The organism is Flavobacterium glucosi (assembly GCF_048286535.1).
GTDB lineage: Bacteria > Bacteroidota > Bacteroidia > Flavobacteriales > Flavobacteriaceae > Flavobacterium.
Map to the genome: position 1 here is coordinate 148,971 of NZ_JBLVPK010000004.1, position 15,506 is coordinate 164,476.

4 protein-coding genes and 1 pseudogene are annotated in these 15,506 nt (G+C 34.7%); 3 read left to right on the forward strand and 2 right to left on the reverse strand.

The features are described from left to right. Positions 1 to 59 precede the first annotated feature (59 nt). The gene (locus tag ACNQGD_RS08855) at positions 60 to 323 is read right to left on the reverse strand and encodes a T9SS type A sorting domain-containing protein (RefSeq protein WP_417999042.1); all 264 of its coding nucleotides are present in this window, start codon (positions 321 to 323) and stop codon (positions 60 to 62) included. A gap of 762 nt (positions 324 to 1,085) precedes the next feature. Next, on the reverse strand, positions 1,086 to 1,682 hold the full coding sequence (locus ACNQGD_RS08860; protein WP_417999043.1) for a TonB-dependent receptor plug domain-containing protein: 597 nt from the start codon (positions 1,680 to 1,682) through the stop codon (positions 1,086 to 1,088). 214 nt (positions 1,683 to 1,896) lie between these two features. Between ACNQGD_RS08860 and ACNQGD_RS08865 the strand changes: the two are divergent. From ACNQGD_RS08865 to ACNQGD_RS08875, 3 genes and pseudogenes are all read left to right on the forward strand, one after another. Then, a pseudogene (locus ACNQGD_RS08865) lies at positions 1,897 to 2,780 on the forward strand (IS982 family transposase). A 280-nt stretch (positions 2,781 to 3,060) separates the two neighbouring features. After that, entirely contained in the window at positions 3,061 to 9,465 is a 6,405-nt protein-coding gene (locus tag ACNQGD_RS08870) for a DUF8202 domain-containing protein (protein WP_417999044.1), read from the forward strand. 371 nt (positions 9,466 to 9,836) lie between these two features. Further along, positions 9,837 to 15,500, forward strand: a complete 5,664-nt coding sequence (locus ACNQGD_RS08875) for a choice-of-anchor D domain-containing protein (RefSeq protein WP_417999045.1) — start codon at positions 9,837 to 9,839, stop codon at positions 15,498 to 15,500. Positions 15,501 to 15,506: the final 6 nt, after the last annotated feature.

Consider the following 15,506-nt stretch of genomic DNA (forward strand, 5'->3'; position numbering starts at 1 on the left):
ATTGAATATTCCCTGAGCTGCAGTCTTATTCAGAGCTTTAAATTGACCTATTAGTGTCGTTAAATTTTCGAATTCGTTCCCATAAAAACTTCAGCACCTACATAAACCCTGAATTTTATAGTTTTTAAATTATTAGTTTTTGACGATAATTTTTTTGTTGCCATTTCTGTTTTGTCAACTGAATTTAACTTAACAATATAAATTCCGTTACTTAAATCTGATGTCGAAAACGAATACGAGGAATCAGTTTCCAACCTGCTTTTTGTAAAAATTAATTTACCGGCAACATTATATAAACTATAAGATACGAGTTCTTTAAGCAATCAATTTCTAATTGTTAAATCCTTTGTAATGTTGTTTTGTTGCACTAAAAAGCTTTGCCTTATCAAATCATCAATGCCTAAGCTACCGTTACTAAAAGTAATTTCATATTGTGTATTATAAGTTCCCGCAGGCAATGTCAAATCGAAGAAATTGTTTTTAATATCATGATATACATTAGCAACCTTAAGTACATATTTCTCTTTTTTAAAATTTAAGTATTTTCATTTTTTTTTTTAAAATGAAAAAAAAATCTACCAATTAAATGATTTATTGACAATATCTCAAAAAAAATGCATTTCAATATAAATTTAAAAATCTAAACAAAATAAAAATAAAACGCCCATTTACGGTTTTCTGTAAATGGGCGTATAATTTAATTTAACTCTCAATAAAACTATTATGTTTTTATCTGACCAAAAATTTAACACATCATCATTATTCCTTTAGAAATAATAAATAAAATCATGCCTTGATTTTAACAACACTGCATTAAATTCTACAAACCTGAAAATTTCAATTCGTGATTCATTTATAAACTCTTCAGAGTAAAACTTTTTTTAAAAGAAGTTTTCAGAATATGCGTCAAGAATACGGAACCTGAATTCAATAAATCACAAACAAACCCTGAAGTCCCGATTTTAAATCCCGGCATTGACACTAAATAAAATTCCTAAAAAACAAATGTTTATGATTTTTTCTTGACAAATAAAAGAATGTAAGAGCTGTAATTCCAGGTCCCATTAGAGAATCATTTATACTTATCAAAACTGTTTCGTTTTAATGATAATAACTCCTGCAGAAGCCTGTGATCCATAAATAGACGCAGCAGCATCCTTTAATACACTTACACTTTTCACATTATTAGGGGAAATATAATCAATACTTGAAACGATAATACCATCGACTACAAATAATGGATCTACAATGTTCCGAAGTGAACTCACTCCCCTAACAGATATTTTATTGTCTCTTGATACAATAACTCCCGCTAAACGCCCTCGTATGAGGTCATATATAGTAATATAAATACTGGAGTTTTTATCATTTTCAGCATCTAAATTTTGTGTTGTACTTACTTTATATTGCTTATCCCCTTCAGAATATCCGATACTAATATTATCCTCATTTTTTGCTCGATCTTTTATCGATTTTTGAGATTCTAAAAACATGAAATTCATTACATTTTCATTATTGAATTTAGAAGACAGCAAACCATATTTATGCGAGTACACATTAATAACAGCAACCTTTTCAGGAAGTAAAACTTCAAAATCACCTTTACTATTTGTAATAACGTTTGAATAAATGGAATCTAAATATATCCTGGCATTGGCTACTGGCTTACTCTTGTTATCCATAACCTTTCCTGACAGCTTATTTTGTGCGTTCCCAAAACTAACAAACATGAAAAATACAACTACTACTGTTTTAAAAATTTTCATAATGCTATAATTTATAAATTTTATTAAATGTAACCCGTTGGGTGTAATTATTTAAAGCAAAATAAATTGATTAGATATTGGTCAAGATACTGAAATTCAGTATCTTGAAGTCGCCAAACAACCAATATCTATGTCAAATATAGTAAAAAATTATTTTAGAGTTTTAGAAGTTATAAGTTCTTTGAATTGTGAATTAGAATATAAATCGGATGTTGGTAGAAAACAAAAAATGTCTGATTTAGAAGTAGTTGCATTGAGTTTGACAGCTGAATTTATGTCTATTGATAGTGAGAATTCTCTATTTAAAGAGATTGATAAGCAACAAATTCCTAATTTAATTGAGCGAAGTCAGTTCAATAAAAGAAGACGAAAATTATTTTTATTTTCAGAAGAAGTAAGAACAAAATTAGCCTCAAGGTTTTTAGAATTTGAAGATTATTATATTGTCGATAGTATGCCGTTAGAGATTTGCAAATTTGCTCTTCATAAGAGAATTAAAATATGTAAAAATGAGTTTGAAACTGCACCTTCAAAAGGGTTTTGTACTTCTCAAAACAATTGGTTTTACAGGTATAAACTCCATGGAGTTTGTTCAGTAAAGGGAATTTTTCATTCTTTAGATATTACAAAAGTAGAGGTTCATGATGTCCATTTTTTGAAAAATATAAAACAACAAATATCTGATTGTATGCTACTTGGATACATAGGTTACTTGTCTCAGAGCATTCAATTAGATTTATTTCAAACGGTAAATATCCAATTAGAAACCCCAAAAAGAAAAAATAAAAAAGACTACAAACCACAACCTTATATTTTTAGAAAATCAAAAAAAGAATCGAAACATTATTTTCGCAATTATATGACCAATTCAGAATTAGAAACAATTATGCTAAAACTTTTGAAGGTTTTAAAACAAGAATTTTAGCAAAAATAACAGCATTAACATTAGTTCAATACATCAATATATTTATCTTCAATAGACCAATAAATAATATCAAAAATCAAATTATTTAATTACACCAACGGATTAAATAAAACAGTTAAAATAACAAGCGAAAAACCTATCTTTCTTAATAAAAAAAGAAAAAAAATCAATTTCGTGAGTTTAATCGGTTTTAATAGGTTTTTATCGATAAAAAAGATAGTAGCGTAATTAAAATTATTTTATATTTGGCGAGTCAAATCACGTACATAAAGTATTAATTAGCTGGCAATTAAAACCAACGAACAAAAACATACGTAAATGCAAATACAACTGTTTAAAAAAATTTAGAACTAATACTTTTTTCATAATATGAAGATAACTTTACCTTTTTCAAAAAATATCTTTTTTACTTTATTTTTTTTATTAATTAGTCTTTTTGGATTCTCCCAATCCTCACAAACATTCAGCACACCAGGAATCTATTCCTTTACAGTTCCGGCTGGAATAAATAGCATAAATATTGAAGCATGGGGTGCAGGTGGTGCAGGTGGTGGTGCTACAGGAACAAATTCTTCTGGTGGTGGTGGAGCAGGTGGTGGCTATGCTAGAAGAAATTCATATGCTGTAACTCCTGGTGCTAACTACACAGTAACTGTGGGTACAGGTGGTATAGGAAGCAGAGGTAATGGTACAGCTGGAGGGTTTTCATCATTGAGTAGTGGGGCAACAACTTACTTATTAGCCGTTGGTGGCAATGCTGCAGGTGCAACAAGTATGAATAATACTTACACCACAGGTGCTACCGTAGTTAGCTTGGGTAATATAGGATTTACGGCTTCTCTTAGCTATTATGGAGGAAAAGGCGGAGATGGTCTACTTGGTGGTGGTGCTGGAGGATCAAGCGCAGGAACAGGCTCTAATGGAAATTCTGGTATTGACCAAACTGGAGGAGCAGCAGTAACTGGAGGAGTAAAAGGAGCTGATGGTTCTGTAGAAAGTGGAGATGGTGCTTTTGGTAGCCCTCCTGGTGGTGGTGGTGCAGGAGCAAATGCTATAACAAAAACTGATAGATCTGGTGGTGGTGGTGGAAATGGACAAGTAATCATTTCATGGACATGTCCTACTTTTAGCTTGAATAGCACCTCTGTAGCATCTCCTTTATGTTCAACTTATACAGCAAATGTATCTGTTACCTCGAGTGCAACAGGACTGCCAGTGGGTAACTATACTGTAACCTATAGCATTTCAGGAGCTAATACTGCTTCTGGAAATACTGCAACTATGAATGTTACAACTGCCGGTACAGGAAGTTTTACTACCAGTATCTTGCCAAACTCAGGATTAACTACAATAATGATAACAAATCTAGCCGCTGGAACATGTAGTAATGACATTTTACTACTTAACAGTTCAAGTGTGACCGTAGCGGCTACCCCTACTATAACTTCAACTACCCCTAATTCAAGAACTGGTACAGGGACAGTTGCTTTGAGTGCGGTAGCCTCAGCAGGGACAATTTCTTGGTTTGCAACAGCGACTGGAGGAACAGCGTTAACAACAGGTAATAGTTACACTACACCATCTATTACAGCCACAACTACCTATTATATACAATCAATTAATGGATCCTGTACATCAAGTCCCAGAGTAGCTGTAGTAGCTACTATAAACAATCCAGAAATTGCCGTTTCAGGAAATGGTTTCACTATTACAGATGGTGATACTACTCCAAACACTACTGATTTTTCTAATTTAGGAAGTTCCAATCTTCTAATAGGTTTAACCAGAACGTATACAGTCAATAATTTAGGTGCTGCTACATTAAATTTAGGCAGCATAACCATTGGAGGAACAAATGCCTCAGAATTTGTAGCGACAAATCCACCAATATCAATTGCTCCTCAATCAAGTGCAACCTTTACTATTACCTTTACTCCCACAGCTATTGGTACACGAAACGCAACTTTATCATTTACTACTGATGATGCTGACGAAAATCCATTTAACTTTAATATAGCCGGAACTGGAGATACTGGGGTAACACCCGAAATTAATGTACAAGGAAACAGCACTAATATTAAAGACGGTGCAACATCCGGATCAACAACCGACGATACTGATTTTGGCGCTCCACTTATTAACACAAACACAACTAAAACCTTTACCATTCAAAATCTAGGTACTGGCCCTCTACTTCTTACTACCTCACCAATAGTTACAATTACAGGTGATAATGTATTTACGGTTACTAGTCAACCAATTAGCAATTCAATAGTGTCTAGTGCCAGTTTAACTTTTCAAATTACTTTTAATACTCCTATAAGTGGTAACTTTTTAGCTGTTGTAAGTATAGCTAATAGTGATAATGATGAAAGTATTTATGATTTTGTAATCACAGCAAATGCAACAGTCACGGGTATAGAGATAGATATACAAGGTAATGATGTTTCTATTGTATCTGGTGATACAACGCCAGGTGCATTAGATCAAACTGATTTTGGAATAACTGATTCATCTATTCCTATTAAAATTCCGTTTTACATCTATTCATTTGGAACCACTGACTTAATAATCAATAGTACAGTAACTGTTACCCCTTTAACAGGAACTGGGTTTTCTTCTACCTCAGTAACACAAACCACTTTGCCATATAATGCAAGCGGACAATTAATATATTTAACTGACTTTGTAGTAAGTTTTACACCTACAGCAACTTTAGGAATAAACACAGCTAGAATAACAGTCAAAAGTAATGATCCAAATGAAGGCAATTATACTTTTGTAGTTCAAGCCGAAGTAAAAGCTGCTACGCCCCTAACAATTGCGCCTGGTGGCACAACCTCCAATTTAAAATTTTGGTTAAAAGCAGATAGTAATATAGGAAACAAAGCAGATGGAGCTTCAATGTCAAGTTGGTCAGAGAGTACTACCGCAAATACTAAAAGTGCAGTAGCAAAACTTGGAAAAGAACCTAAATTTAACCATAATATTGCCAAGAATGTCAATTTTAATCCCGTAATTTATTTTAATGGATCCACTGCCATGACTGGAAGTCAAGGCTTTAATAATCCTGATATGTATGTCGTGGTTAAACCAACAGCAACTATTAATTTTCAGTCAAATGCAAATGATGTTTATTGCGGTGACGATGTTGCATCAAACAAACCTAATCAAGATATTACTGGTTTTGAAATGGGAGGAAGAACTGCTAGGTATACAAATGAAGTTGTATCGTATAATCAAGCCGCTAGTACCAATTACGGCGTTGGCGAACTTAGTAATACAAAATCATATACTGGAGTCAATATTTTCAATCCTAGTGGTAATGGAACCCGTATGGGAATATACAATAATGGCATATTATTAACTACAACAGAAGCAAATACAAGCACTTATAAAAATATAGTAAACTCAAGATACTGGTTAGGAGCAAGTGAAACCTTTGGCCCTAGCTACGAAGGAGACATTCTCGAAATCATCAATTATAACATCAGTAATAGTGCAACTGACAGAAGGAGAATTGAGACTTATTTAGCTATTAAATATGGCATTACCTTGGGAAATAATGGCACCAGTTTAGATTATTATAACTCTGCTTCTACAAATACAGCGACATCCATTTACGATGTAAGTGCAGGATTTAATTACAATATTGCTGGGATAGGACGTGATGATAAATCTGCATTAAAACAAAGACAATCTAAAACTGAAAATTCAGTTGATGATATTACAATAGGGCTTGGAGGCATTTATGATAAAAACTCAGATAACCCAAATAATTTCATCAACGATAAAGAGTTTTTAATTTGGGGAAGTAATAATGGTACACTGCTTGCGCAACCTGCAGTACTAGTTAACATGAGTTCGGGGATAACACCTGCACTAACTACTGCAGTTGATTTTATTTCAATAGGAAGAACTTGGAGAGTGAAAGAAACTGGAGGAAATATTCCTTCTTGCAAGATTTCTATTCCTTCTACTCTACTTACTTCCACTATAACTCCTCCTGGAGATTTCTTAATGTTTATTTCGAGTACTCCCCAATTTAATCCAACATCCGAATATAAAGTTATGCGCATTAACGGGTCAAAATTAGAAACTGATTATGATTTTGACGGAACTAAATACATTACTTTTGGTTATGCTCCTGAGCGAACTTTTGAAAGAGCAATTGATTTTGATGGCGTAAATGATTATCTAGATGCAGGTAAAGTATTAGATTTAAACACCTCCTTTACAGTTTCTGCTTGGATAAAAAGCAGTACTATAAACCAAACAATACTTTCCAAAAGAAACAACCCTTATACTGCAGGGTATGATTTAAGTATAAATGCAGCTGGAAAAGTTGAGATGAGTTGGTTTAATGGAACTAAACAAACTATAACATCTTCAATAATAATGCCTACAGAGAAATGGCATAATGTATGTGTGGTATATGATAATTCCTCCTCAATTGCAAAATTATATATAGATGGTTTTGAAGATGCAAGTAAAACATTAAGTAATGTACCTGCTAATCCATCACAATCTTTCTTGATAGCAGCTGCAGATGGTGTAACACCTACGTCTTTCTTTAATGGTACTATCGATGAGGTTCGCGTTTGGAATGTTGCGCTCTCTATAAAAGAACTACGTTATGTTATGAATCAAGAAATTCTAAGTAACGGCATAGCAACTAATGGAAAAATTATCCCTATTAGTATTACATCGAATGAAATTAGTAGTATTCCTTGGTCAAATTTAAGCGCTTATTATCCTATGTCTACCTATACTTTTACTAATGCAAAAGACATATCAAACAACAATAATACGGCTGCTTTACGAAATTTAACAACTGTAGATTTACAAACTGCACCATTACCTTATGAGTCTTTAGCAAATGGAAACTGGGAAACTCCTGGTACATGGAAAAACAATACCGTTCAAGATATTCCATATAGTTTATCAATAGTAGATGATACTGAAACTATAGACTGGAATATTGTAAAAATAAAGAGTAATAACGCTATTACTTCGGTAGGAAATAAAACAGTCTTAGGGTTATTTGTTGAACCAAACGCCAATTTAATTGCTACAACCAGCGGAGGACTTCAAACTGACGGAACTAAAATTGAAGTTTCCCATTACTTGAAACTTGATGGAAAAATTGATTTAGTAGGAAGATCACAATTGGTACAAAAATTAGGCAGTGACTTAGATGCAACCAGTTCCGGTTCCTTAGAAAGAGACCAGCAAGGACAGGCTAACAAATACAATTACAATTATTGGAGTTCACCTGTAGGGACTATAAACAATACTACAAACAACAATAGCTTTACTGTAGCCGGAGTTTTAAGAGATGGGAAAAATGCTGCAGCACCAGGAACCATAAATTGGGTTCCCGGATATGACGGATCGCCAACAACTCCAATAAGCTTAGCACGGTACTGGATTTATAAATTTGATAATTTAGGGAATAATTATGCCAATTGGACTCAAATAGGTGAAACAGGACCATTAGAAGCCAGTAAAGGATTTACTTTAAAAGGTCCAGGAACCTCAGGAACACAAAACCTCACCTTTTTAGGAAAACCAAATAACGGCACCATAACAAATACTATAGGAGCAGATCAATTGCTGTTAATAGGAAACCCATATCCATCAGCATTGGATGCAAATAAATTTATAACGGATAACATTGGTTCAATAGAAACATCAACTAGTAATCCCGCAATTGATGGTGCACTGTATTTCTGGGAGCACTATGCAACTAATAATTCCCATAATTTAGCAGCCTATCAAGGAGGCTATGGAATCAGAAATCTTTCTGGCGGAGTAGCTCCAAGTGCTACTGGTGTAGATTTCATAAGTGGATCCGGCACAACTAGCAAGTCAATTCCTAACCAATTCATTCCTGTAGGTCAAGGTTTCTTTGTAATTGGAAAAATTGGGTCTGTAGGAGCAACCGTAATTTTTAATAATAGTCAAAGAGAGTTTATTAAAGAGGACAATACGGGTTTTTCTCAGACAACCTACAGAATTCCTCTTACTCCAAAAACTGCTAATCATTGGACAGACAACACCGATACTGTAATTGAGAAAGACACTCATAAAAAAATACGACTAGGATTTAATGTTACAGACAAACAGTTCCACAGACAAGTGCTATTAGCCTTTATGGACGAAAAAGCAACTAGCAACATGGATGATGGTTACGATGCCTTCAATATTGATGATTCACCAAGTGATATGTATTTATTGAATGGCGAAAATGAATTAGCAATACAAGGAGAAGGCTATTTTGATGAAAATGCTTCCTTCCCTATTGCTGTACGAACAGAAGCTAGTGGAAAAGTATCATTTGGAATTGATGCCTTAGAAAACTTCAATCAGAGCCAAAATATTTTCATTTACGATAAAGAAACGGATACCTACAATAGCATAACCAACAAGCTTTATGAATTAGAACTTCCTGAAGGATACTTCAAGGATCGTTTCTCCCTTCGCTTTACGGATAAAACGCTTAGTGTAAAAGATGTAATTTATGAAAATAGTATTCAAGTAGTTTTTACACGTTCTAATAATGTATTGAATATTACAAATGAAGCAAACGACAATACTGTTCTTGCAGTTTCACTATTCAACATTCAAGGAAAATTAATAGCTACATGGGATGTTTCTGAAAAGGAACAAACTAGTATTAAAATCCCGATTCAAAACAAAACATCAGGAGTTTATATCTTAAAATTGAAAACTTCAAAAGGAAATATCAATAAAAAAATTATTATCAAATAATTTAAAACAATCCAAGTTAAGAAAAGACTTCCCATAACCGGGAAGTCTTTTTTTTTTACAATAAAATCAGTTATAAAAATCCTCATTCAAATCATAAATAGTGAATTAAGAAAGGCTTTTTTTCAAGATTTTATTTTTTTAAAAAGTAAATAATATTCAAAAAAAATTAGAAACCAGTTCCTGTTTTCAAACAATAATATTCTCATAAAACTACTAGGGAAAAATTATTTTTTATATTAATTAACTTGCAATAAATAAATAAAAGTGCACTTAATCGTTTTTATTAGCTTTTTAGCTGGTTAATTAGAGTAATAAATTTAAATTTATTGTACTAAAAAAACTAAATCTTAATTAAATACAGTAATTAGATCATGAAGAAAATTACTTTAATAAGCAAAAAAAAAGTTTTTACAATTAGCTTTCTTTTTATAACCATTTTTGCAATTTCACAAACAAGTCAAACCTTCAATACTTCTGGAACTTTTACAGTTCCTGCTGGAGTAACATCTATACAAGTAGAAGCTTGGGGAGGCGGAGGAAAAGGTGGTAAAAAAACAAGTGGAAATAGCGCGTATGGTGGCGGTGGCGGTGGTGCTTATGCCAAAAAATTAGTAACTGTTACACCTGGAACAACTTATACAGTTACAGTTGGTATTGGAAGTAATACTCAAACGACTACCGCTGCTAGTAATTCATGGTTTGATAACAATACGTCAATTCTAGCCAAAGGTGGTAATAGTGTATTAGATAATTCAACCTTAGGAGCTGCTGGTGGTTCATTATCAAGTTGTATCGGAGATTTTGTTCTATCTGGCGGTAATGGTGCAAATAGCATAACTAACGGTGGTGGTGGTGGATCTTCTGCAGGAACAGCTTTAAACGGAACAACAGCTACCAGTCAAACCGGAGCAATCGCACCAAGCGGTGGTGGTAATGGAGGTAATGGTTCAACTGGCTCAGCAACAACTACCGGTTCATCTCCCGGCGGTGGTGGGGGGGGTGGTAAAAACAATGACGATGGAGCAAATGGAGCAAATGGTAAAGTTATACTTACATGGTCCTGCCCTAACTATAGCTTAAGCACAACAGCTGTAACATCATCGATATGCGCAACAGCGACTGCAAGTGTATCCGTTACTTCTACAGCTGCAGGATTGCCAACAGGAACTTATACCGTCACCTACAACTTTACGGGCGGAAATACTGCAACAGCGAGTGCAGGAACTATGACCGTTATAACGGCTGGTTCAGGAACTTTTATAACAAGTACTTTACCAAATTCAGGTATAACTACCATAACTATCACAAATCTAACCACTGGTGGAGCTTCTCCAAATAATTGCAGTTCAGCCATTGGTACAAATAATACTGCAAACGTAACCGTAAATGCCATCCCTACAATTACAGGTACGACACCAGCTTCTAGAATTGGCTCTGGAACGGTCGATTTGGGAGCTACAACTTCTGCAGGAACAATTTCTTGGTATGCCGCTGCTACAGGCGGAAGCGCTTTAGGAACAGGAGCTAGTTTTACCACACCCGTTATTGCAACAACTACAACCTATTATGTTGAAACAACCAATAATTCTTGCACTTCTTCTCCAAGAATTCCAATAATAGCAACCGTAAATGTACCCGAAATAAATATGCTGGGAAATGCGATTTCTATTATTGATGGTGATGCAACACCTAGTACCACAGATTGGACCGACTTTGGGTCAATGGAAACCAGTACTGGAATCATTACAAAAACATATACCATTCAAAATACTGGAACATCACCCTTATCCATAGGCGCTATAACTATTTCTGGAACTAATACAAGTGATTTCTCAGTTACAACTAGTCCGAGTGCATCAATTGCTACAGGAGGTAGTGCTACATTTTCTATCAGCTTTAATCCTACTACTTTAGGTTTAAAAACGGCCTCACTTTCGATCGTGAACGATGATAGCAATGAGAACCCTTATGATTTTTCTATTCAGGGAACAGGAATCCAAACCTTTTATGATAGCGACGGGGATGGAGTTTATGACAACTTTGACATTGATGATGATAACGACGGTATCCTAGATGCCACCGAAGAGGTAAATTGCAACAGCTCAAATGGTCGTAAAGTAGATTATAAATTCTTGAACGAAACCTTTGGCACAGGAGGAAAAACTTCGAGTTTTACGGCTGCTTATAATGCAACAACAACCTATTGTTATGAAGACGGAATTGCAGGCACTAATACTACAGCATGTCCTAGTCAATCAACTTGGATACTGGACGATGGTGAATACACGGTAGTCTCTAAAATAACAGGAACAGTAGCCAGCGACCCAGAAAACATTCATGGTGATTTAGCATGGTATAATGGCGAAGACCATACCACAGGAGATACCAATGGAAGGATGGCTGTTTTTAATGCCAGTTTTACTCCTGGCACATTTTATGAAACAACTATTACTGGAGTCTTGTCAAATTTACCGATAACCTATAGTTTTTGGGTGTTAAATATTATGGCATCCTCTACTTTCCCAGGCTCAATTTTACCCAATGTTACGGTAGAATTTTATGATTTATCAAACAATCTTCTTACGACTTTCAACACAGGAGATATCGGCAGATGCTCAGGAAGCACGACAGATAACACTTGTGCGCAAGGAGTTTGGAAACAATTCACCACTAGTGTTAACTTAGGAAATGTAAATGCCTTTACCATTCGTTTTAAAAATAATGCTCCTGGTGGTGGCGGTAATGATCTTGCACTGGATGACATCCTAATTTCACAAACTTTATGCGATTTAGATTATGATGGCGTTGCAGATATGTTTGATTTGGATGCCGATAATGATGGTATAGAAGATGTTATTGAAGCTGGTTTAGGAAACTTGAGTAATGCTAAAGGAAAAATTGATGTGAGTTGGGTCGACACAAACGGAAATGGACTTCATGATAGTAGTGAATCAGCAGCAGCATTACCAACATTAGATTCTGATGGTGATGGAATTCCTAATTATATTGATTTAGATAGCGACAATGACAGCCTTTTTGACGTAGACGAATCTGGAGCCGGAAATACAAATGCCGTTTCCGGATATCAAAATGGTGATGGTGATATCAATGGTGATGGTGTTGGTGATGGACCGGAATCAGAAACATTTAGAAATAAAGACATTAATGGGGATGGGATTGCTGAGGGTTTTGGCGATGGAATACTAGACATTTATGACTATGGCGCAGGCCTTACGAACCAATACGGAAATTTGGGACAAGGAATTGCAACTGCAAATCCAGCTACTACCTATCTAAAAGACTCAGATGCAGACGGAATTCCTGATTACTTAGATCTCATGTCCAATGGAAGTACATTCGATATTGCTAACACAATATTGATCTATGATTACAAAACTTTAGACACTAATAACAATGGAATTATTGATGGCACAACGGACATTGATAAAGACGGGATTCTGGACATTTTTGACACTAATACGGCTTCTTTTGGTTCACCAAGAGACATACGCACAAAACTATTTCTAGATTTTGACGGACGAAATGATTATGGACAAAGTACCGCAATTCTTGGTGGTTTAGCCAATGCATCGCTCATGGCGTGGATTAATTTAAACCCTGCATTTTCTTCAGAAGGAGTAATAGTAGGACAAAATAATTTCCAAATACGAATTACTGCCGGTAAGAAATTAGAAGCAGTTGTTAATGGAACATCCCTTCTTTTTAATACCACTTTAAATGTGTCACAGTGGTACAATGTTGGTGTAATCTATGATGGATCAAATATTAAATTATATTTAAACGGTACTTTGGTGACAAGCCAAGCTAAAACAGGAAGTATTCCAGCAGATGCGTCACTCTTTACTTTAGGAAAGGATCCAAGCAGTAACACAAAATATTTTAAAGGAAAAATAGATGAAGTTAGAGTATTTAATTTGGCTTTGACCGAATCTCAATTGCAAAGGATGGTCTATCAGGAAATTCAAGATACAGGTTCCCAAATTAGAGGTATGATTGTTCCAAAAAACGTAGCTTCCGCTCCTATTTCTTTGCCATTTACTAATTTGCTTCGTTATTATAGAATGGATAATTACAAAGATGATATCATTGATGACCTAACAACTCCAGCAATTGATATCATTGGAACAAAAATATACAACCATAAAAACATTCATGTTCAACAAGCTCCTATGCCATTTTTAACGGAACGAAATGGAAGTTTTGCAACAGCCGTAAACAGCCCTACTAAAGAAATAAGAGGTGGAGATATCATGGAACAAGACTGGTCGATTGTACATGTAAAACATGATATTACAGAAACGGCAAACAATATTGATCTAGGAATGCTGGTAGATGCAGGGAAAAATATCCTAATGAACAATGATACCAAAATACAAAATGATTGGTACTTGAAATTAGACGGGAAAATAGATTTGGCAGGAATGTCACAGTTAGTTCAAACTGCTGAAAGCGATTTAGACGTTACAAGCTCAGGATATATTGAAAGAGATCAAAAAGGACAATCAAATTTATACAATTATAATTATTGGAGCTCACCAGTCAGCCCAATAAATGCAACTACAAATAACACTAATTATACCGTTTCCGGCAGCCTGAAAGATGGGACTAATCCTCTAGCACCAACAGCAATAAATTGGATTGGCGGGTATGACGGAGCTCCTACATTTCCTATTAGTCTAGCAAGATATTGGCTGTATAAATTTGACAATTACACCAATGATTATGCAAATTGGGTTCAAATAACTGAAAATAACCCAATACGAGTAGGACAAGGATTCACTTTAAAAGGAAGTGGCGGTGTATTAGGAACACAAAATTATACCTTCATTGGAAAACCAAATAATGGATCTATTACAACAAATACAGTTGGAGATGATCAGTTATTGCTAACCGGTAATCCTTATCCTTCAGCATTAGATGCTGATGCTTTCATAACAGCCAACATAAATTCAAATCCCTCCACAGATGGCACTTTATATTTTTGGGAACATTATGCCAGTAATAATACTCACATTTTACGGGATTACCAAGGAGGATATGCGGTACGAAATTTAACTGGAGGATTAGCTCCATCGGCTTCGGGCGTAGATTTTATTAGTCAGGCAGGAACTCCATCAAGAGGTATCCCTAACCGTTATATTCCCGTTGGCCAAGGCTTTTTTGTAAACGGAAAAATTGGATCCGGCGGAACAGTTATTTTTAACAATAGCCTAAGAGGATTTCATAAAGAAAATGACTCTTTGAACTCCAATGTGATGTATAAAATTGCATCGGGGAAAGAAAAAACCTGGAATAACAATGATAATGATGTAGTAATAAATGATACTTATAAAAAAATTAGATTGGGATTTAACTCCCATAATGATTACCACAGACAGGTATTGTTAGGATTTATGGAAGAAAAAGCGACCAGCGAAATGGATCACGGTTATGACGGTTTAAATATAGATGACTTTCCAAATGACATGTATTTTTTGAATGGGGAAAATCAACTGGTAATTCAAGGTGAAGGTTTTTTTGACCTCGATGCTTCCTACCCTATCGGTGTAAAAACGGATGCTGATGGGAAAGTAAAATTCATGATTGATTCTTTAGAAGATTTTGATGCAAACCAGCCGATTTTTCTATACGATGATGAAACTAAAATATACCATAATATCCGAAATGAAGCTTTTGAAATCAATCTTGCAAATGGCGAACACCATTCCCGTTTTTCATTACGATTCAAGGACAAAACATTAAGTCTTAATGATGAAACCAGTATTGACAATGAAATAAAAATAGCACATTCACAAAGTAAAAACACAATAATAATCAACAATAAAGCAATAGACACGACTGTTCAAGAAGTGACTTTATTCAATATTATTGGGCAATCAATCACCACTTGGAAAATTGAAAATCAAGGACAATATGACATACAGCTTCCAATTAAAAAAATAAGTTCAGGCGTGTATGTTGTAAAACTAAGAACTTCCAAAGGATCGCTCAGTAAAAAAATAATTATCAAATAATTTCAG